General features: G+C 74.8%; 17 protein-coding genes. 11 read left to right on the plus strand and 6 right to left on the minus strand.

Annotation, left to right across the window (positions count from 1 at the left end; all coding sequences use genetic code 11):
• The first annotated feature begins 57 nt into the window (after positions 1-57).
• From ACH495_RS30025 to efeB, 8 genes are all read left to right on the plus strand, one after another.
• Entirely contained in the window at positions 58-264 is a 207-nt protein-coding gene (locus ACH495_RS30025; protein ID WP_107157732.1) for a Trm112 family protein, read from the plus strand.
• On the plus strand, positions 261-1,457 hold the full coding sequence (locus ACH495_RS30030; protein WP_396861075.1) for an SIS domain-containing protein: 1,197 nt from the start codon (positions 261-263) through the stop codon (positions 1,455-1,457). The genes ACH495_RS30025 and ACH495_RS30030 overlap by 4 nt, the downstream gene beginning before the upstream one ends.
• A 28-nt stretch (positions 1,458-1,485) precedes the next feature.
• Entirely contained in the window at positions 1,486-2,535 is a 1,050-nt protein-coding gene (locus ACH495_RS30035; protein ID WP_396861076.1) for a cation diffusion facilitator family transporter, read from the plus strand.
• Between the two features lie 3 nt (positions 2,536-2,538).
• The gene (gene manA / locus ACH495_RS30040) at positions 2,539-3,699 is read left to right on the plus strand and encodes a mannose-6-phosphate isomerase, class I (protein ID WP_396861077.1); all 1,161 of its coding nucleotides are present in this window, start codon (positions 2,539-2,541) and stop codon (positions 3,697-3,699) included.
• A 277-nt stretch (positions 3,700-3,976) separates the two neighbouring features.
• Positions 3,977-5,476 carry an adenosylhomocysteinase gene (gene ahcY, locus ACH495_RS30045; protein WP_396861078.1) on the plus strand — a complete coding sequence of 500 codons (1,500 nt, stop codon included), beginning with the start codon at positions 3,977-3,979 and terminating at the stop codon, positions 5,474-5,476.
• Between the two features lie 223 nt (positions 5,477-5,699).
• Positions 5,700-6,659, plus strand: a complete 960-nt coding sequence (efeU, locus tag ACH495_RS30050; RefSeq protein WP_396861079.1) for an iron uptake transporter permease EfeU — start codon at positions 5,700-5,702, stop codon at positions 6,657-6,659.
• Positions 6,660-6,689: 30 nt separating this feature from the next.
• Positions 6,690-7,820: an iron uptake system protein EfeO gene (gene efeO / locus ACH495_RS30055; protein WP_396861080.1), complete on the plus strand. Its 1,131-nt coding sequence runs from the start codon at positions 6,690-6,692 to the stop codon at positions 7,818-7,820.
• Positions 7,817-9,139 (plus strand): iron uptake transporter deferrochelatase/peroxidase subunit, encoded by a 1,323-nt coding sequence (gene efeB, locus ACH495_RS30060; RefSeq protein WP_396861081.1) that lies wholly within the window; start codon positions 7,817-7,819, stop codon positions 9,137-9,139. Before efeO ends, efeB begins: the two co-directional genes overlap by 4 nt.
• Positions 9,140-9,154: 15 nt before the next feature.
• Here the strand turns inward: efeB and ACH495_RS30065 are convergent, their stop codons facing one another.
• Positions 9,155-10,138 carry an RDD family protein gene (locus ACH495_RS30065; protein WP_396861082.1) on the minus strand — a complete coding sequence of 328 codons (984 nt, stop codon included), beginning with the start codon at positions 10,136-10,138 and terminating at the stop codon, positions 9,155-9,157.
• On the opposite strand from ACH495_RS30065, the gene ACH495_RS30070 reads away from it, so the two are divergent.
• On the plus strand, positions 10,109-11,146 hold the full coding sequence (locus tag ACH495_RS30070; protein ID WP_396861083.1) for a stage II sporulation protein M: 1,038 nt from the start codon (positions 10,109-10,111) through the stop codon (positions 11,144-11,146). The two genes, ACH495_RS30065 and ACH495_RS30070, sit on opposite strands and share 30 nt — an antisense overlap.
• 89 nt (positions 11,147-11,235) lie before the next feature.
• Here ACH495_RS30070 and ACH495_RS30075 read toward each other — a convergent pair whose 3' ends face one another.
• From ACH495_RS30075 to ACH495_RS30095, 5 genes are read right to left on the minus strand one after another with little or no spacing between them, the layout of a single operon-like run.
• Entirely contained in the window at positions 11,236-12,546 is a 1,311-nt protein-coding gene (locus ACH495_RS30075) for a DUF58 domain-containing protein (RefSeq protein ID WP_396861084.1), read from the minus strand.
• On the minus strand, positions 12,543-13,532 hold the full coding sequence (locus tag ACH495_RS30080; RefSeq protein WP_396861085.1) for an AAA family ATPase: 990 nt from the start codon (positions 13,530-13,532) through the stop codon (positions 12,543-12,545). The genes ACH495_RS30075 and ACH495_RS30080 overlap by 4 nt, the downstream gene beginning before the upstream one ends.
• Positions 13,529-14,821, minus strand: a complete 1,293-nt coding sequence (locus ACH495_RS30085) for a DUF4350 domain-containing protein (RefSeq protein WP_396861086.1) — start codon at positions 14,819-14,821, stop codon at positions 13,529-13,531. Before ACH495_RS30085 ends, ACH495_RS30080 begins: the two co-directional genes overlap by 4 nt.
• Positions 14,818-15,441, minus strand: coding sequence for a DUF4129 domain-containing protein (locus tag ACH495_RS30090; protein ID WP_396861087.1), 624 nt, complete (start codon positions 15,439-15,441; stop codon positions 14,818-14,820). The genes ACH495_RS30085 and ACH495_RS30090 overlap by 4 nt, the downstream gene beginning before the upstream one ends.
• A complete protein-coding gene (locus ACH495_RS30095) occupies positions 15,438-16,280 on the minus strand; it encodes a hypothetical protein (protein ID WP_396861088.1) in 843 nt (280 codons plus the stop codon). The genes ACH495_RS30090 and ACH495_RS30095 overlap by 4 nt, the downstream gene beginning before the upstream one ends.
• Positions 16,281-16,489: 209 nt before the next feature.
• On the opposite strand from ACH495_RS30095, the gene mtrA reads away from it, so the two are divergent.
• The gene (gene mtrA, locus ACH495_RS30100) at positions 16,490-17,179 is read left to right on the plus strand and encodes an MtrAB system response regulator MtrA (protein WP_091060316.1); all 690 of its coding nucleotides are present in this window, start codon (positions 16,490-16,492) and stop codon (positions 17,177-17,179) included.
• A 13-nt stretch (positions 17,180-17,192) separates the two neighbouring features.
• Positions 17,193-18,947 carry an MtrAB system histidine kinase MtrB gene (gene mtrB, locus ACH495_RS30105; RefSeq protein WP_396861089.1) on the plus strand — a complete coding sequence of 585 codons (1,755 nt, stop codon included), beginning with the start codon at positions 17,193-17,195 and terminating at the stop codon, positions 18,945-18,947.
• The last annotated feature ends 2 nt before the right edge of the window (positions 18,948-18,949 follow it).

Here is an 18,949-nt window from a genome sequence, read left to right on the forward strand (position 1 = left end):
CGTGCGCCGGACGGCACCGCCGACCGGTGAGACCACATACGTGGAAGGAGCCGCGCCGTGGCCCTGGACCCGCAGTTGCTCGAGATCCTCGCCTGCCCGGACACACACCACGCCCCGCTCGACTACGACCCGCAGGCGCAGACGTTGACCTGCACCGAGTGCGGTCGCGTCTTCGAGGTCCGGGACGACGTCCCGGTGCTGCTCCTGGACGAGGCGCGCGGTGGTCCGGCGGCCGACGACGCGCGGGGCGGGTCGTCGCGGTGATGGACGGTACGGCCGGGGTGAGCGGGCACCGGCACGCGGACGAGGCACTGCTGGACGACCCGGCGCAGCTCGGCGAGCGGGATCCGGGCGGGATGCTGCGGTTCACCGCCTCCGCCGGCGCCCAGGTGCGCGAGTCGGCGGCGCTGGCCGCCGAGGCGAACCTGTCCGTGCTCGCCGACGACGGGCGTCCCCGTGCGGTGGTCATCGCCGGCATCGGCACGGCCGGGCGTACCGGGGACGTGCTGGCCACGGTCGCCGGGCCGCGTTGCCCGGTGCCGGTCATCCCGCACCGCAGCGCCGGCGTGCCCGGCTGGGTGGGTGCGGCGGACGTGGTCATCGCGGTGAGCGCGTCCGGCCGTAGCCCGGAGGCGCTGGGCGCGGCCGAGGCGGCGCACCGGCGCGGGGCCCGGCTGGTCGCGGTCGGCGCTCCGGACTCGCAACTCCAGTCGGTGGCCGAGCGGGCCCGCGCGCCGTTCATCCCGGTGCCGCGGCGGGCCCCGGCCCGGGCCAGCCTGTGGGCGCTCACCGTGCCGGTCCTGCTCGCCGCCCGTACGCTCGGCCTCGTGAAGGTCAACGAGGCGGATCTGGCGGAGACCGCGGCCCGGCTTGACGCCGACGCCGACCGGTGCCGGCCGACCGCCGAGTCCTTCGTCAATCCGGCGAAGTCCCTCGCGCTGGGGCTGGCCGGGTCGATCCCGATCGTCTGGGGCTCGTCCCCGCTGGCCACCGTGGCCGCCCGCCGGTTCGGTGACACGCTCTCCGCGAACTCCCGCTATCCGGTGGTGAGCGGTGCGCTGGGCGAGGCCGGCCGGGGCCGGGTGGGGCTGCTCGACGGCGTCTTCGGCGGTTTGGCCGAGGGCGAGCGGGACATCTTCGCCGACCCCGACGACACCGACCCGGACGGCATCCGGTTGCGGCTGGTGCTGCTGCGCGACGGTGGCCTCAACGCCGACGACGACACCGACGAGCCGCTGGCGGTGGAGGAGCGCCGCGCGGACGCGGTGCAGACGCTCGCCGAGCGGCGCGGGGTGCGCTGCGACGTGGTGACCGCCGAGGGCGGTTCCGCGCTGGAGCGGCTCGCGTCGCTGGTGGCGGTCCCGGACTTCGCGTCGATCTACCTCGCCCTGGCACACGGGCTGGACCCGATGGCGGTTCCGGCCATCACCGAAATGAAGGAGCTGGCAAACCAGTGAGCACGTGCGGCATCGAGCGAGGCGGGGCATGAGCGCAAACGGGGGCACCAAGGCGATCGTCGCCGCCCTGGCGGCGAACCTCGGCATCGCCGTCACCAAGTTCATCGCGTTCCTGCTGACCGGCTCGTCGTCGATGCTGGCGGAGTCGATCCACTCGGTGGCCGACTCCGGCAACCAGGGTCTGCTGCTGATCGGTGGCCGGCGGGCCAAGCGGGAGGCCACGCCGCAGCACCCGTTCGGCTACGGCCGGGAGCGCTACATCTACGCGTTCATCGTGGCGATCGTGCTGTTCAGCCTCGGTGGCCTGTTCGCGCTCTACGAGGCGTACCACAAGGCGTCCGACCCGCACCCGATCACGGAGTGGCAGTGGGTGCCGGTGGTGGTGCTGCTCGCGGCGATCGTGATGGAGGGCTTCTCGTTCCGGACCGCGATCAAGGAGTCCAACCTGATCCGGGGCAAGCAGACCTGGATCCGGTTCATCCGTCGGGCCAAGGCCCCGGAGCTGCCGGTGGTGCTGCTGGAGGACTTCGGCGCCCTGGTGGGTCTGGTCTTCGCGCTCTTCGGCGTCGGCATGACGCTGGCCACCGGCAACGGCCTGTGGGACGCCGCCGGCACCGCGATGATCGGTATGCTGCTGGTGATCATCGCGATCACGCTGGCGATCGAGACCAAGAGCCTGCTGCTCGGTGAGGGTGCCGAGCGCAGCGAGCTGGCCAAGATCGAGCAGGCCGTCACCGGCGGCCCGGAGGTCGAGCGCATCATCCACATGAAGACGCTCTACCTCGGCCCGGAGGAGCTGCTGGTGGCCGCGAAGATCGCGGTGCCGGCCTGCGAGAGCGCCGAGGAGCTGGCCCGGGGCATCAACGCGGTCGAGGCGCGGATCCGCCGCGAGGTGCCGATCGCCCGGGTGATCTACCTGGAGCCGGACATCTGGAGCGCGGCGGCGCAGCGGGCGGGCACCGGGCAGGCGGCCGACACCGCCGTGCCGGAGGCGGCGACCGAGCACGCCGGGGCGACGGCGGGCGCCGGTGGGACCGAGGCGCCGGCCGACGAGGTGGCCGGACGGCCCGGGAGCTGACCGATGGAGTTGTTGCAGGGCCGGATCCGGGACTACGCCTGGGGTTCGCGGACCGCGATCGCCGAGTTGCAGGGCCGGCCGGTGCCGAGCGACGGGCCGGAGGCCGAGCTGTGGCTGGGCGCCCACCCGGGCGCCCCGGCCACTGTCGACCGGGACGGCGGCCCGGTGAGCCTCACCGATCTGCTGGTGGCCGAGCCGGGGCACTGGCTGGGTGAGCGCCTGGTCGGCCGGTTCGGTACCCGGCTGCCGTTCCTGCTGAAGGTGCTGGCCGCCGACGCGCCGCTGAGCCTCCAGGCGCATCCGGACGCCGAACAGGCCCGCACCGGGCACGCGGCCGACACCGGGCGGGTCAACTACGTCGACCCGCACCACAAGCCGGAGCTGCTGGTGGCGCTCTCCGAGTTCGACGCGCTCTGCGGCTTCCGGGACCCGGCCGAGTCGGCGACGGTGATCGCCGGGTTCGGCGTACCCGCGTTGGCGCCAGTGGTGGCGGCGTTGCGCGACGGGCCGGCGGGGCTGCGCGAGGCCGTACGCGCGCTGCTGAGCTGGCCGGCGGCGGAGCGTGCCGGGCTGGTGGCGGCCGTGCTGGCGGCGGCGACCGCCGGGCCGGCGTCGCCGGACGCCGCGCTGGTGCGCACGCTTGCGTCCGGCTATCCGGCCGATCCGGGCGTGGTGGTGGCGCTGCTGCTCAACCGGGTCCGGCTGGCGCCGGGCGAGGGGATCTGGATGCCGGCCGGCAATCTGCACGCCTACCTGCGCGGCACCGGCGTGGAGATCATGGCGGCGAGCGACAACGTGCTGCGGGGTGGGTTGACCTCGAAGCGGATAGACGTGGACGAGCTGCTGCGGGTGCTGCGGTTCGAGGTGTTGGCCGACCCGGTGCTCCGGCCGGAGCCGGTGGCGCCCGGGGTGTCGACCTGGCCGGTGCCGGTGGAGGATTTCGCGCTGCACCGGGTGGTGGTGGGTGCCGCGTCGCCGGAGGTGCGGTTGACGCTGCCCGGCCCGCGGATGGTGCTCTGCCGGGCCGGCCGGCTGACCGTGGACGACGGGGTCGGCGTGGTGACGTTGGGTGCGGGCCGGTCCGCGGTCGGCCCCGCTGCCGGCGGCCCGTTGACGCTCACCGGCGAGGGCGAGGCGTTCGTGGCCACCTGCGGCCTGGGCTGAGCCGCTGATTTTCCGGAACCGCCGCGATTCGTGGTGTCCCACTGTAACTTCATGAGTACGCAGCGTTGTCGCGACGAAGGTCCGGGAACGCGCGGGGGATCCAAACCGGGGGGATGCACGGGGCGGCCGGGCCGTGGGCGGGAAGTCTGTCCACGACCGACCGCCCCGTGCGCTGTCCGCCGCCCCTCCACCGCCCCTCCACCAACCGGCCCCGGGTGAGCGGGCCCACGCGCGTAAGGTGGAAGGCTGCGCAGCCCTTCGTTCGACAGGAGCTTCCATGACCAGCACGCTTCCGGCGGCCCCCAGCGGCGCGCCGTCCGGCGCCCGGCCGAGCACCCTCGCCGAGGGCGACTACAAGGTGGCGGATCTGTCGCTCGCCGAGTTCGGGCGCAAGGAGATCCGGCTCGCGGAGCACGAGATGCCCGGCCTGATGGCGATCCGGCGTGAGTTCGCCGAGGCCCAGCCGCTCGCCGGCGCCCGCATCACCGGGTCGCTGCACATGACCGTCCAGACCGCCGTCCTGATCGAGACCCTGGTCGCGCTCGGCGCGCAGGTCCGCTGGGCGTCCTGCAACATCTTCTCCACCCAGGACCACGCCGCCGCGGCCATCGTGGTCGGCCCCGAGGGCACCCCGGAGGCGCCGGCCGGCGTCCCGGTCTACGCCTGGAAGGGCGAGACCCTGCCGGAATACTGGTGGTGCACCGAGCAGGTGCTCGCCTGGCCCGACGGGGCGGGTCCGAACATGATCCTCGACGACGGCGGCGACGCCACGCTGCTGGTGCACAAGGGTGCGGAGTTCGAGAAGGCCGGCGTCGTGCCGCCGGTCGAGTCCGCCGACTCCGAGGAATACGCCGTCATCCTCGGCCTGCTGCACCGCTCGCTCGGCGAGGACGGCCAGCGCTGGACCCGGATCGCCGCCGGCATCAAGGGCGTCACCGAGGAGACCACCACCGGCGTGCACCGGCTCTACGAGATGCACCGCGCCGGCACGCTGCTCTTCCCGGCCATCAACGTCAACGACTCGGTGACCAAGAGCAAGTTCGACAACAAGTACGGCTGCCGCCACTCGCTCATCGACGGCATCAACCGCGCCACCGACGTGCTGATCGGCGGCAAGATGGCAGTCGTCATGGGCTACGGCGACGTGGGCAAGGGCTGCGCCGAGTCGCTGCGCGGCCAGGGCGCCCGGGTCGTGGTGACCGAGGTCGACCCGATCTGCGCGCTCCAGGCGGCGATGGACGGCTACCAGGTCGCCACGCTGGACGACGTGGTCGAGCAGGCCGACATCTTCATCACCGCCACCGGCTGCTTCGACGTGATCACCAACGAGCACATGGCCCGGATGAAGCACCAGGCCATCGTCGGCAACATCGGTCACTTCGACAACGAGATCGACATGGCCGGCCTGGCGAAGCGCTCCGACGTGACCCGGGAGAACATCAAGCCGCAGGTCGACGTGTGGCGGTTCGACGACGGCCACGCCATCATCGTGCTCTCCGAGGGCCGCCTGCTGAACCTGGGCAACGCCACCGGGCACCCGAGCTTCGTGATGTCGAACTCGTTCGCCAACCAGACCATCGCGCAGATCGAGCTGTTCACCAAGACCGAGGAATACCCGATCGGCGTCTACGTGCTCCCCAAGCACCTGGACGAGAAGGTCGCCCGGCTGCACCTGGACGCGCTCGGCGCCAAGCTGACCACGCTCACCAAGGAGCAGGCTTCCTACCTGGGCGTCTCGCAGGAGGGCCCGTTCAAGCCGGAGCACTACCGCTACTGAGTTCCGCGCCCGGGAAGGGACCGGGGTCGGCCGCCGCGCGGCCGTCCCGGTCCCTTTTCGCGTACGCGGCGACGAACGGGTCCTCCGGCCCTGGCCGGTTCGGCCGGTCCCGGACGAGGCTGGGTGACGTTGCCGTGAACAACTTGACGCCGTGCCGGAACAGGAGCAAGGTATGGCTGCCCTAAGTTAACTGAGGCATGCCTGACCGACTACGGAGTAACGGATGTTCGCCACGTACCTGATCGGCCTGCGGGAGGGCCTGGAAGCGACCCTGGTGGTCAGCATCCTGGTCGCCTTCCTGGTGAAGTCGGAGCGGCGTGACCGGCTGCCCCAGGTCTGGGCCGGCGTCGGCCTGGCCGTGGCGCTCTCCGTCGTCTTCGGCTCGCTGATCCAGTACACCTCGACCTCGCTGCTGCGCACCTCCGAGTCGCGCGAGTTCTTCGAGGCGGTGACCTCGGTCGCCGCCGTGGTGTTCGTGACCTGGATGATCTTCTGGATGCGCAAGGCGGCCCGGTCCATCGCGGGCGAACTGCGCGGGAAGCTCACCGAGGCGCTCGCCGTCGGGTCGCTGGCGGTCGCCGGCATGGCCTTCCTCGCGGTGGTCCGGGAGGGCCTGGAGACCGCGCTGATCTTCTACGCCGCGGCCGAGAGCGTGGCCGGCGGCACCGGGGCGGGCTCGCTGTTCGCCCTGATCGGCGGCATCGCCACCGCCGTGGTGATCGGCTTCGGGCTCTACCGCAGCGCCCTGAAGATCAACCTGAGCCGGTTCTTCACCTGGACCGGCGCGCTGCTCATCCTGGTCGCGGCCGGCATCCTCAAGTACGGGGTGCACGACTTCCAGGAGGCCGGCGTGCTGCCCGGCCTCAACGACCAGGCGTTCGACATCTCCGCCACGCTCGACCCGAACGCCTGGTACGGCGCACTGCTCGCCGGCATGTTCAACATCACCGCCGCGCCGACCGTGCTGGAGCTGATCGCCTGGGTCGCGTACGCGGTCCCGGTGCTCGTGCTCTTCCTGCGCAAGCCGGCCCAGCCGACCCGGCCGGCCACGACCCCGGTCCCGCCGGCCGCGACCCCGGCCGCGAACGCGTCGGCCGAGTCCGCAGCCGAGCCCACCGCGACCCCGGCCGAGCCCGCACCGGCCGCTGTCGACGCCGCCGCCGTTCCGTCCCCGCGCGCCTGACCCACCCGTTTCCGAGGAGATCCCGCACCGATGCGTACCACTCGATTCGTCGCGCCCGCCGCCGCCGGGTTGCTCGCCGTCGCCGGACTGGCCGGTTGCGGCGGCGGTGACGACGCCGACGCGACCGCCGGCGGGCCGATCGCCGTCAAGGCGACCGACAGCGCCTGCGAGGTCGACAGCACCGAGATCGACGCCGGTCAGGTGACGTTCAAGGTGACCAACAACGGTTCCAAGGTCAACGAGTTCTACGTCTACGCCGCCGGTGACCGGGTGATGGGCGAGGTGGAGAACATCGCCCCCGGGCTGAGCCGCGAGCTGCGGGTCGAGTTGCCCGCCGGGACGTACGAGACCGCCTGCAAGCCGGGGATGAGCGGCCGGGGCATCCGGGGCGCGCTGAAGGTCAGCGGCACCGCCGCGAGCGTCGCGCCGGACGCCGCGCTCACCCAGGCGACCGCCAGCTACCAGCGCTACGTGCAGAGCCAGACCGCCGCGCTGCTGACCAAGACCGAGGAGTTCGTGGCCGCGGTCAAGGCCAACGACGTGGCGAAGGCCAAGGCGCTCTACCCGGTGGCCCGCACCTACTGGGAGCGGATCGAGCCGGTCGCGGAGAGCTTCGGTGACCTCGACCCCAAGATCGACGGCCGCGAGGAGGTGGTCGAGGAGGGCATGGAGTTCACCGGCTTCCACCGGATCGAGAAGGACCTCTGGACCACCGGCGACGTCAGCAAGGACGGCCCGATCGCCGACCGGCTCCTGGTCGACGTCAAGGCGATCGTGGCCAAGGCCAACGCCGAGAAGCTCACCCCGCTCCAGCTCGCCAACGGCGCCAAGGCGCTGCTCGACGAGGTCGCCAGCGGCAAGATCACCGGCGAGGAGGAGCGCTACTCGCACACCGACCTCTGGGACTTCAACGCCAACCTGGAGGGCTCGAAGGCGGCCGTCGGCGCGTTGCGCCCGGCCCTGGAGCAGCGCGCGCCCGACCTGGTCAAGCAGCTCGACAGCGAGTTCGCCAACGTCGAGGCGGCACTCGGCAAGCACCGGGCCGGCGACGGCTGGAAGCTGCACACCCAGCTCAGCAAGACCGAGCTGAAGGAGCTGTCGGACAGCATCAACGCGCTGGCCGAGCCGGTCAGCAAGATCGCGGCGGCCGTCGCCCGATGACCACCCCGGCCGGCGGTGACGCGACGAGCGAGCCGAACAGCAAGCAGGCCGGTCGCGGGATCTCCCGCCGGCGGGCGATGACCCTGGCCGGCGTCGGCGCGGCCGGCGTCGGTGCGGTGGCGGCCGGCGCGGGCGCGCTGATCGCCGGTGGCGGCCAGGCGTCGGCCACCGAGACGGCCGCCGGGGCGGTGCCGTTCCTCGGCGAGCACCAGGCCGGCATCACCACCGCCGCCCAGGACCGGCTGCACTTCGTCGCGTTCGACGTGGTCACCAAGGACCGGGACCGGCTGGTCTCGATGCTCCAGGAGTGGACCGCCGCCGCGGCCCGGATGACCGCCGGCAAGGACGCCGGGCTGATCGGTGCGGTCGGCGGCGTGCCGGAGGCCCCGCCGGACGACACCGGCGAGGCGCTCGGGCTGCCCCCGTCGCAGCTCACCGTCACTGTCGGCTTCGGCCCGTCGCTGTTCCGGGACGCCCAGGGGCGGGACCGGTTCGGCATCGCCGACCGCCGCCCCGCCGCGCTGGCCGACCTCCCGCACTTCGCCGGCGACGCGCTCAAGCCGGAGCTGTCCGGTGGCGACATCTGCGTCCAGGCCTGCGCCAACGATCCGCAGGTGGCGGTGCACGCCATCCGCAACCTGGCCCGGATCGGCATGGGCGTGGTCAGCGTCCGCTGGTCGCAGCTCGGGTTCGGGCGTACCTCGTCGACGTCGCGGGACCAGGCCACCCCGCGCAACCTGTTCGGCTTCAAGGACGGCACCGCCAACCTCAAGGCCGAGGACGCCGACCTGCTCCGCGAGCAGCTCTGGGTGCAGCCCGGCGACGGCCCGGACTGGATGGCCGGCGGCTCCTACCTGGTCACTCGCAAGATCCGGATGCTGATCGAGACCTGGGACCGCAGCCCGCTGGCCGAGCAGGAGACGATCACCGGCCGGACCAAGGGCAGCGGCGCCCCGCTCGGCCGGCGCGACGAGTTCGACGAGCCGGACTTCGCCGCCAAGGGCGACGACGGTGAGCCGGTCATCGCGCCGACCGCGCACGTGCGGCTCGCCCACCCGGACCAGAACGGCGGCGCCCGCCTGCTGCGTCGCGGCTACAACTTCGTGGACGGCTCGGACGGGCTGGGCCGGCTCGACGCCGGGCTGTTCTTCATCGCCTACCAGCGGGACCCGCGCAAGCAGTTCGTGCCGATCCAGACGCGGCTGGCCCGCAACGACGCGATGAACGAATACCTCCGTCACGTCTCCAGCGGCCTGTTCGCTTGCCCGCCCGGTGTCCGCGACGCGGCCGACTGGTGGGGCCGGACGCTGTTCTCCTGAGCCGGCCTGCCGCGCTCAGCGGCGTACCCGATCGGGCCCGGCGGGTTCCGGCGCGGCCCGCCGCAGCGGGGTCGCGGGCGGCGCGGCCGGCGCCGGGGCCAGCTCCGGCCAGAGCGAGCCGGTGACCGCGCGGACCCGGCCCAGCCGGTACGCGGCCCGCCGCCGGCGCTCGGCCAGCACGGCGGCCAGGTACGCCCACTCCGGCGCGGCCCAGGGCGGCGGCGGCGACGTCACCGCGCCCACCTCCGCCCACAGCTCCCGGCCCAGCCGGACCCGGTCCGCGGCGGCGAGCTGGGGCAGCCGGTCCACGTACTGCCGGACGGCCAGGGCCAGCCCGTCGTCCACCCGGGTCAGGTCCAGCGTGCCCGCCCAGGCGACCAGCGGCGGCACGGCCGGCGGCACCGGTCGCCACACCGCGGCACCCCGGGTGTGCACCACCAGCGTGCCGGCCACCAGGTCGCCCAGCCGCCGGCCGCGCGGGTCGGTGAGCATCACCGTCACGGTCGCCGCCCAGCTCAACAGCGGCAGCACCAGGCCGGGCCACTCCACCGCGACCCCCACCAGCGCCCGGGTCAGCGACTGCCCGACCCCGACCGGACCGCCGTCGGCCCGCACCACCCGCAGCCCCACCGCGAGCTTGCCCACCGTCCGGCCGCCGACGAACCGTTCCATCACCACCGGGTAGCCGACCAGCACCAGCACCAGCAGCACGATCTGGAGGCCACCGGCCAGCGCGGCGTCCACCACGTCCGGCGGCATCGCGAGGACCAGCAGGGACAGCGCCGCACCGAGCACCAGCGCCAGGCCGAGCTGGACGAACAGGTCGACCAGCAGGGCGAGCACCCGGGAGCCCAGCCGGGCGACCCGGACGTCCAGCTCCACCGCCTCGCCGCTGACCAGACCGGCGTCGGCCCACCGGGAGGGCGGGGGAGGTTGCGCGCGCACCCCGACAGTGAACACCATGAGCGAGTGGATCTCGACGCGTACGTGGCGGAGCATGGCGCGCAGTGGCGGCGGCTGGAGCAGTTGACCGGCCGGCGCCGGCTGGACGCCGCCGAGGTCGACGAGCTGGTGTCGCTCTACCAGCGCACCGCCACCCACCTCTCCGTGCTGCGCAGCCGCGCGCCGGAGCCGGCGCTGGTCGGTCGGCTGTCCCACCTGGTCCTCGCGGCTCGCGCCCGGATCACCGGCCGCCCCCGGCCGTCCTGGGCGTCGGTGCGCCGGTTCCTGCTGGCCGACCTGCCGGCCGCCCTCTACCGGGCCTGGCCCTGGTGGTGCGGCGTCGCCACCGGGTTCAGCGCGCTTACCGTCTTCCTCATCTGGTTCGTCGCCGGCCACCCGGACACCGCCGCCGCGTTCATCGGCGCCGAGTCGGCCCGGCAGCTCGTCGACTCCGGCTTCGCCGGCTACTACACGGAGTTCGCCGCGCCGACGTTCGCGTTCCACCTGTGGACGCACAACGCCTGGCTGGCGGCCCAGTGCCTGGCCGCCGGCGTGCTGGTGGTGCCGGTGTTCTGGCTGCTGTGGCAGAACGCGCTGAACATCGGCGTGGTGGGCGGCGTGATGGTCTCCTACGACCGGGCGGACGTCTTCTTCGGCCTGATCACACCGCACGGCCTGCTGGAGCTGACCGGCATCTACGTCGCCGCCGGGGTCGGCCTGCGCACCGCCTGGGCGTGGATCGCCCCGCCGGCGCACCTCGGGCGCGGCCGGGCGGTCGCCGAGGCGGGGCGGTCGGCGATGGTGGTAGCGGTCGGCCTGGTCGGGCTGTTCGCGGTCTCCGCGCTGCTGGAGGCGTTCGTCACCCCGGCGCCGCTGCCGATGGCCGTGCGGGTCGCGGCCGGCGCCACCGTCTGGGCCGCCTTCCTCGCATACGCGCTCATCCTGGGCCGCCACGCCGCCGCCCTCCCGCCGCTCCCGCCGCCCCCTCCGCCCCCTCCGCCCCCTCCGCCCCCTCCGCCCCTGAGCGCAGATTCACGGAAACAGTGGCCATGGAGCCCGCCATAGCCACTGTTTCCGTGAATCAGGGCCGGCGGCCCGGGGTGGGGGGTGGGGTGGGGGGGCCCGTGGGTGGGCGGCCCGGGGTGGGGGTGCGGTCAGAGGTGGCCGAGGGACTTCAGGCGCAGGTAGGTGTCGGCGACGGCAGGGGCGAGTCGGTCGGCGGGCACGTCCACCACTGTCACGCCGTGCCGGGACAGGGCGGCCCGCACCCGGTCCCGCTCGGCCAGCGCCCGCCACGCCGACGCGGCCGCGTACGGGTCGTCCGGGCCGGCCGGGGTGGCGGTGGCGAGCCCGGTCAGCACCGGATCGTGGGTGGCCGCCAGCACCACCCGGTGCCGGGCGGCCAGCCGAGGCAGCACCGGCAGCAGGCCTTCCCCGAGTGCGCCCGCGTCCAGCGCGGTGAAGAGCACCAGCAGGCTGCGCTGCCGCTCCCGGCGCAGCACCTCACCGGCGATCAGCTCGAAGTCCGTCTCGGCCAGCACCGGCTGGAGCGGCGCCATCGCCTCGACCAGCCGGGTGAGCAGCGCCGGGCGGTTGCTGCCGGTCACCCGCGCCCGCACGGCGGTGTCCGCGGCGAGCAGGTCGACCCGGTCGCCGGCGCGGGCGGCCAGCGCGGTGAGCAGCAACGCCGCGTCGATCGCGGTGTCCAGCCGGGGTTCGTCGCCGAGCCGGACCGCCGAGGTGCGGCCGGTGTCCAGCACGCAGACGAGCCGCCGGTCCCGCTCCGGCCGCCAGGTGCGCACCAGTACGTCGGCGCGGCGCGCGCTGGCCCGCCAGTCGATCGACCGGACGTCGTCGCCGACGGCGTACTCGCGCAGCGTGTCGAACTCGGTGCCGTGGCCGCGCCCCCGGGTCACCTGGACGCCGTCGATGATCCGCAACCGGGCCAGCTTCTCCGGCAGGTGTCGGCGGGAGTCGAAGCGCGGCAGCACGCGCAGCGTCCACGGTGGCGTGGTGGGCCGTTCGGCGCGCTGCCGGAAGCCCAGGCGCATCGGCCCGAGCGAGCGTACGGTCAGCGCCACCGCCGGCCGGTCGCCGCGCCGGGTCGGGGTGAGGCGGACCGGCAGCGTGGCCGTGTCGCCGGGCGCCACGGTGAGCACCTCGCGCGGGGACCGCGCCGGCCGCGCCCCGGCGGACGGCACCCACGCGTCGCGTACCTGGGCGTGCAGCGCCCGGTCGGTGGGGTTGGCCAGGTGCAGGGTGACGGTGGCGGTGCCGCCGAGCCGGACCGTCCGGTCGCCGGTGCGGGTGGCGGTGAGCGCGTGCGGCGGGACGGCGAGCGCCCGGTCCAGGGCGACCAGCAGCAGCACCGCCGCGGTCAGCACGGCGACGCCGAGGAACGGCGCCGGCCAGGCCGGCAGCGTCCCGGCGCCGGCCGCGAGCAGCAGGCCCGCCCGCCAGGTCATCGCGGCGTCGGCACGGTGGCCAGCACCGAGTCGAGCACGGCGTCCACCGTGACGCCCTCCAGCTCCACCTCCGGTCGCGGCCGGAGCCGGTGCCGCAGCGTCGGGCGGGCCACCGCCTTCACGTCGTCCGGCGTGACGTGGTCGCGGCCGGCCAGCCAGGCCCACGCCTTGGCGGTGGCGAGCAGCGCGGTCGCGCCCCGGGGCGAGGCGCCCAGCTCCAGCGCCGGGGCGGCGCGGGTGGCCCGGCAGAGGTCCACGATGTAGCCGAGCACCGGCTCGGCCACGTGCACCGCGTGCGCCTGCGCGCGGGCGGCGGCCAGGTCGGCCGCGCCGGCCACCGGGCGTACGCCGGCGGCGCGCAGGTCGCGCGGGTCGAAGCCGGCGTGGTGCGCGCGGAGCACGCCCAGTTCCTCGTCCCGCCCGGGCAGCGGCACGGTCAGTTTGAGCAGGAAGCGGTCGAGCTGCGCCTCGGGCAGCGGATAGGTGCCCTCGTACTCGACCGGGTTCTGGGTGGCCGCGACGATGAACGGCTCGGGCAGCGGACGGCGCGCGCCCTCGACGGTGACCTGCCGTTCCTCCATCACCTCCAGCAGCGCGGACTGCGTCTTCGGCGGGGTGCGGTTGATCTCGTCGGCGAGGAGCAGGTTGGTGAAGACCGGCCCCTCGCGGAACGTGAACGCGGCGGTGTGCGGGTCGAAGATGAGCGACCCGGTGACGTCGCCGGGCATCAGGTCGGGGGTGAACTGCACGCGCTTGGAGTCGAGGTCGAGCGCGGTGGCCAGGGTGCGCACCAGCAGCGTCTTGGCCACCCCCGGCACGCCCTCCAGCAGCACGTGCCCCCGGCAGAGCAGCGCGATCACCAGGCCGGTGACCACGGCGTCCTGCCCGACCACGGCCTTGGCCACCTCGGCGCGCAGCCGGTGCAGGGCGGCGCGGGCGTCGGACGGGGCGGCGGGCGACGCGGCGGCGATGACGGGTCCGGTCACCGGGGTTCTCCTTCGCTCGGGGGCGGGGCCAGGGTACGGGTCAGCGTGTCCAGCTCACGGGCCAGCTCCAGCAGCTCCCGGTCGTCGCGCGGGGCGGGGCCGTGCAGCAGCCCGGCCACCCGTTCCGGGTCGTCGCCGGTCGCCGCCGCGACCCGGGCCGCCACCTCGTCGTCGGGCGTGTCGGGCGGCAGGTTGAGCCGGGGCAGGACGCGGTCCCGGGCGGCGTCGCGCAGCGTCCCGGCGACGGTGTCCCGGGCACCGGCCCGCCGGTAGAGCCGGGCCCGGCCGCGGACGGTCTCGGCGGAGCGCACGGTCACCGGCAGCGGCTCCGTCACCGGCGGCCCGAGTCGGCGGGCCCGCCAGAGCACCACCAGCAGCCCGGCGAGCGCGAGCTGCGCCAGGATCGCCCAGAACCAGGCCGGGAACGCGCCCCACAGCGGGTTGTCGCCGCGCGGCGGCGGGTCGGCCCGGTCGGGGCGTTCGGCGGTGCGGCGGGGCGTCGGCGACCCGTCGTGACCCTCGGTCGGCGAGGCGCTGGCCCCGGTCGGGGCCGGCGCCGGGGCGGGCAGGTCCAGCCAGACCAGCGGTCGGCCGCCGGCGCCGAGCAGGCCGGTGGCGAGGTCCCGGTTGCCCCGCTCGTCGATCCGGTCGTTGCGGAACGGGTCGCTGGCGCCGACCAGCACCACCTCGGTGCCGGCCGGGATCCGGAGCAGCGCGCCGCCGTAGCAGCTGTCGACGCGCTCCGGCCCGGCGTACCGCTGGTGGTCGACCGCGGCGGTGCCGGCGCGGACCGCCTCGGGCAGCCGGCATGCCGTGCCGTCGGCGTCCGGCGGCAGGGCCCGGGTGGCCCACCGGCGGCCGGCCGGCTCGACCGGCGTGCCCAGTTCGGCCAGGACGCGCCGGCTGGGTTCGATCAGCACCAGCCGGCTGCCGGGCGGCAACGCGGTCAGCCCGGTGAGGGTGTCCGGGTGCACCAGCTCGGGGGCGGGCACGAAGAGCGTGCTCGGCGCCGTACCGGCGGCCCGCAGCGCCCCGGCGGTGTCGGTCTCCCGGCGCAGCGGCACCCCCTGCGCGCGCAGCGCCTCGGCGAGCCGGCTGCCGCCGTCGTCGTCGGTGGCGACGGGGGAGAGGAAGCCGCGCTCGTCCGGGTCGGGCTGGTCCACCGCGTGCAGGACGACTGTGGTCACGATCAGCAGTACGGCCAGGGCGAGCGGGACCACGACGCGGTGCCGTCGGCGACGGGACGCCGGTGGGGTCGCGGGGCGGGCCGGGGCGGTGGTGGCGGTCACCGTGGTTCCTCCTCGCCGGTCAGCTCGCGGCGCAGCTCCGCGGCGAGGGCGCGCATCCGCTGGTCGTGGCCGACGGTGGCGGGGCGCTGGGCGTACCAGAGGTCGGAGAAGATCGTGCCGGCGGCGTGCAGGGTGGGGCGTACCGCCGGGCGGGCCCGGGCCGCCGCCTCGGTCAGCTCGGTGACGGTGAGCCCGGCCCGTGGCTCCACCACCTGCCGCGTGACCAGGAGCCGGACCATCTCCCGGAGCCGTTCCCGCACCGCCTCGGCGTAGCGGCCCTCGGCGGCCAGCCGGTCGGCCGTCCCCGGGACGCCGGTGGGTGCCGGCGACGCGGTGCGGGGCGCGGGAACGCGCACCGGCGGGTCCGGCCGGCGGCGGGCGGGACGGCGCCGGCGCCGGCGCGGTAGCCGGAACCGGGGCAGCCGGAACCGGGGCAGTCGCAGCCGGGGCCGGCGGAGCCGGGGCAGCGTGAGCCGGGGCAGTCGGCGGGGCACCCAGGCCGGAAAGGAATGCCAGGCCAGGGCCGTCAGCAGCGCGGCGGCCAGCAGGAGCAGCGCGGCCAGCGGCAGCGGGACGACGTCGCCCAGCGCGGCGACCGCCTCGGTCCACCAGCGGCTCACCGGTGGGCCGCCAGCAGCACCGGCTCCGGCGCACCGGCCGGCGCCCGGGAGAGCCGGATGTCCAGCCCCTCGGTGCGCATCCGGGTCTCCAGGTGCAGCACCGCGTCGAGGCAGGCCAGTGCCGGGTACGCGAGCGCGTTCACCGCCGCGTGCGCGACGACGGCCACCGGCAGCGCCCAGGCCGACACGTCGAACAGGCCGAGCAGCCCGAGCCCGTAGGGGACGCCCAGCCCGATGCCGAGCCGGACCAGCCACCAGCCCAGGTAGCCGAGCAGCCGGACGGCGGCGCCCCGCCCGCCCACCCGGCCGGCCAGCCGGACCGCCCGTCCCGGCACCCGGTGCGCCGGCACGCCGTCCAGCACGAGCACCGGCACCACCAGGCCGAGCAGCCCGTACGCCACGAACCAGGCGGGCCCGGCCAGCCCGGCGGCGCCGACGGTGAGCCCGACCGCGCCCGCGGCCAGCAGGGTCGCGCCCGGACGGGCCCCGTGGAGCAGCTCCGCCGGTGCGCGGTGGCGGCCGAGCAGGGCCGCCGCGCCGCCGCGCGCGGCCGGGTTGCCCAGCAGCGCGATGATCACCGCCTCGGTGCCGGCGCCGGCCGCGAGCAGCAGCCAGTACCAGCCGAACCGGTGTTCGTCGCCGGGCCACCAGCCGGGCGGGTGCACACCGGCCAGCAGCCGTAACGGGTACAGCACGGCCTGCTCGGCGAGGGCCAGCGCGACGGCGAGCGGCAGGAGCACCCGGGCCTGGTCGCGGAGCAGCAGCACGGCGGCGTCGAGCAGCTCGCCGACGGTCAGCGGGCGGCGCGGGAGCACCGCGGTCGGGCCGGCGTCGGACACGCGTACTCCTGGGCGGGCAGGGCAGAGGTGGCGGGCGGCGGGGCACCCGGGGGATCATGGTTGCACGGCGGGTCCGCGTCCGGTGGACCCGTCGGCGGTGGTGCGCCACGCTGGCCACGCCGTCAGCTGTGGTGCGTGGGCGCGCTCGGCGCTACCGTGCCGGAAAGACTTCGACCTTTCGAATGAACGGGGATGGAACGATAAACCCCATGAGAGCCCGCGTACTCGTGGTCGACGACGACCCCGCCCTTGCCGAGATGCTCGGCATCGTGTTGCGCAGCGAGGGCTTCGTGCCGTCCTTCGTCGCCGACGGAGAACGGGCATTGGCCGCGTTCCGCGACAGCCGGCCCGACATCGTCCTGCTCGACCTGATGCTGCCGGGCATGAGTGGCATCGACGTGGCCCGCGCGATCCGCGCCGAGTCCGGCGTGCCGATCGTGATGCTGACCGCCAAGAGCGACACGGTCGACGTGGTGCTGGGGCTGGAGTCCGGCGCCGACGACTACGTGGTCAAGCCGTTCAAGCCCAAGGAACTGGTGGCCCGGATGCGGGCCCGGCTGCGTCGCGGCGAGGACGTCGCGCCGGAGCTGCTCACCATCGGCCCGCCCGGCAACCAGATCACCATCGACGTGCCGGCCCACACGGTCAGCCGGGACGCCGAGGAGGTGAAGCTGACGCCACTCGAGTTCGACCTGCTGGTCGCGCTCGCCCGCAAGCCCCGCCAGGTGTTCACCCGCGAGGTGCTGCTGGAGCAGGTGTGGGGTTACCGGCACGCCGCCGACACCCGGCTGGTCAACGTGCACGTGCAGCGGCTGCGGGCCAAGATCGAGCCGGATCCGGAGCGACCCGAAATCATCCTCACCGTCCGGGGCGTGGGCTACAAGGCGGGCACCGGATAACCTGGTCAGCACTGTGCTGACCGCCCCGCTGCCCGACCCGCCGACCGTCCTGCCCCGCCGGCTGCGCGCCGCGCGGGTGCTCTGGCGTGCCCTGGCCGGCCGGTCGACGCGGTTCGCCGCCGGTGTGCACCAGGCCTGGCGGCGCTCGCTCCAGGTCCGCGTGGTCACCATCACCCTGGTGGCGTCGAGTCTGCTGGTGGGCGGTTTCGCCTACCTGATCGCCGACAAGATCACCAGCATCCTGCTGGAGAACGCCGAGACCGACGTCCGGATGCGGCTGAGCAACGGCAGCGAGTACGCGGCCAAGCAGTTCAACCTCTACAGCCAGCCGCAGGAGGCCCAGCTCCAGGACACCATCGACGGCACTGTCAACTATCTGGCCGGCGGGGACCCGGCGCAGACCAGCGGCGTGGTGGTGGCGATCACCGCCGACAACTTCGCCGAGTTCATCGAGCCCCGCGTCTCCCCGGACGTGCCGGTGCGCCCGGTGATCGGCGACGAGCTGCGGGCCACCGTGGCGTCCGGCAAGGTGGCCCACCAGATCCGCACCGGCACGCTCGGCGGCGACCGCACGAAATACCTGGTCTACGGCTCCCCGGTGCCCACCCGGTTCGGGCAGGTGGAGCTCTACTACCTCGTACCCCTGGCCCGGCAGGACGCCACGGCGGCCGACGCCCGGGCCACCGTGGTCGCCACCGGCGTCGCCCTGGTGCTGCTGCTCGGCCTGCTGGCCGCCCTGGTCACCCGCCTGGTGGTGACTCCGGTCCGGGTGGCCGCGCGCACCGCCCAGCGGCTCTCCGCCGGCCTGCTCGACCAGCGCATGGTGGTCTCCGGCGAGGACGACCTGGCCCTGCTCGCCGCCTCGTTCAACCAGATGGCGACCAACCTGCAACGGCAGATCCTTCGGCTGGAGGAGATGTCCCGGCTGCAACGCCGGTTCACCTCGGACGTCTCGCACGAGCTGCGGACGCCGCTGACCACGGTCCGGATGGCGGCCGACCTGATCTTCGCCGAACGGGACGAGTTCGACCCGGCGGTGGCGCGCAGCGCCGAGCTGCTCCAGGCCGAGCTGGACCGCTTCGAGGAGCTGCTCACCGACCTGCTGGAGATCAGCCGGTTCGACGCCGGCTTCGCGGTGCTGGACAGCGAGCCGACCGATCTGGTGCCGGTGGTGCACCGGGTGGTCGAGCGCCTGGCCGGGCTGGCCGAGCGGGTCGGGGTGGCCATCGAGCTCGACCTGCCGGACACTCCGGTGATCGCCGAGGTCGACCCGCGCCGGGTCGAGCGCGTGCTGCGCAACCTGGTCGGCAACGCGGTCGAGCACGGGGAGGCCAAGCCGGTCCGGGTCACCCTGGGCGTCGACCAGAGCGCGGTGGCGATCACCGTGCGGGACCACGGCGTCGGGCTCAAGCCGGGCGAGGAGAAGCTGGTCTTCAACCGGTTCTGGCGGGCCGACCCGTCCCGGGCCCGGCAGACCGGTGGCACCGGCCTGGGCCTGTCGATCAGCGTGGAGGACGCCCGGCTGCACGGCGGCTGGCTGGAGGCGTGGGGCGCACCGGGGCAGGGCGCGCAGTTCCGGCTCACCCTGCCGGCGCGGGCCGGTGACCGGCTGACCACCTCGCCGCTGCGGCTGGTGCCGGCCGACGCGGCCCTGCCGTTCGGCGGTCCCCGCGACGGCGGCCTGCTCGCCATCGGGCCGGGCAGCGGCGCCGGCGCGCTGGCCGTCGGCCCTGCCGACGACTCCGCGCGGATGGAGGTGGGGCCGTGACC

This window comes from Micromonospora sp. NPDC018662, from assembly GCF_044391475.1.
Taxonomy (GTDB): Bacteria; Actinomycetota; Actinomycetes; order Mycobacteriales; family Micromonosporaceae; genus Micromonospora.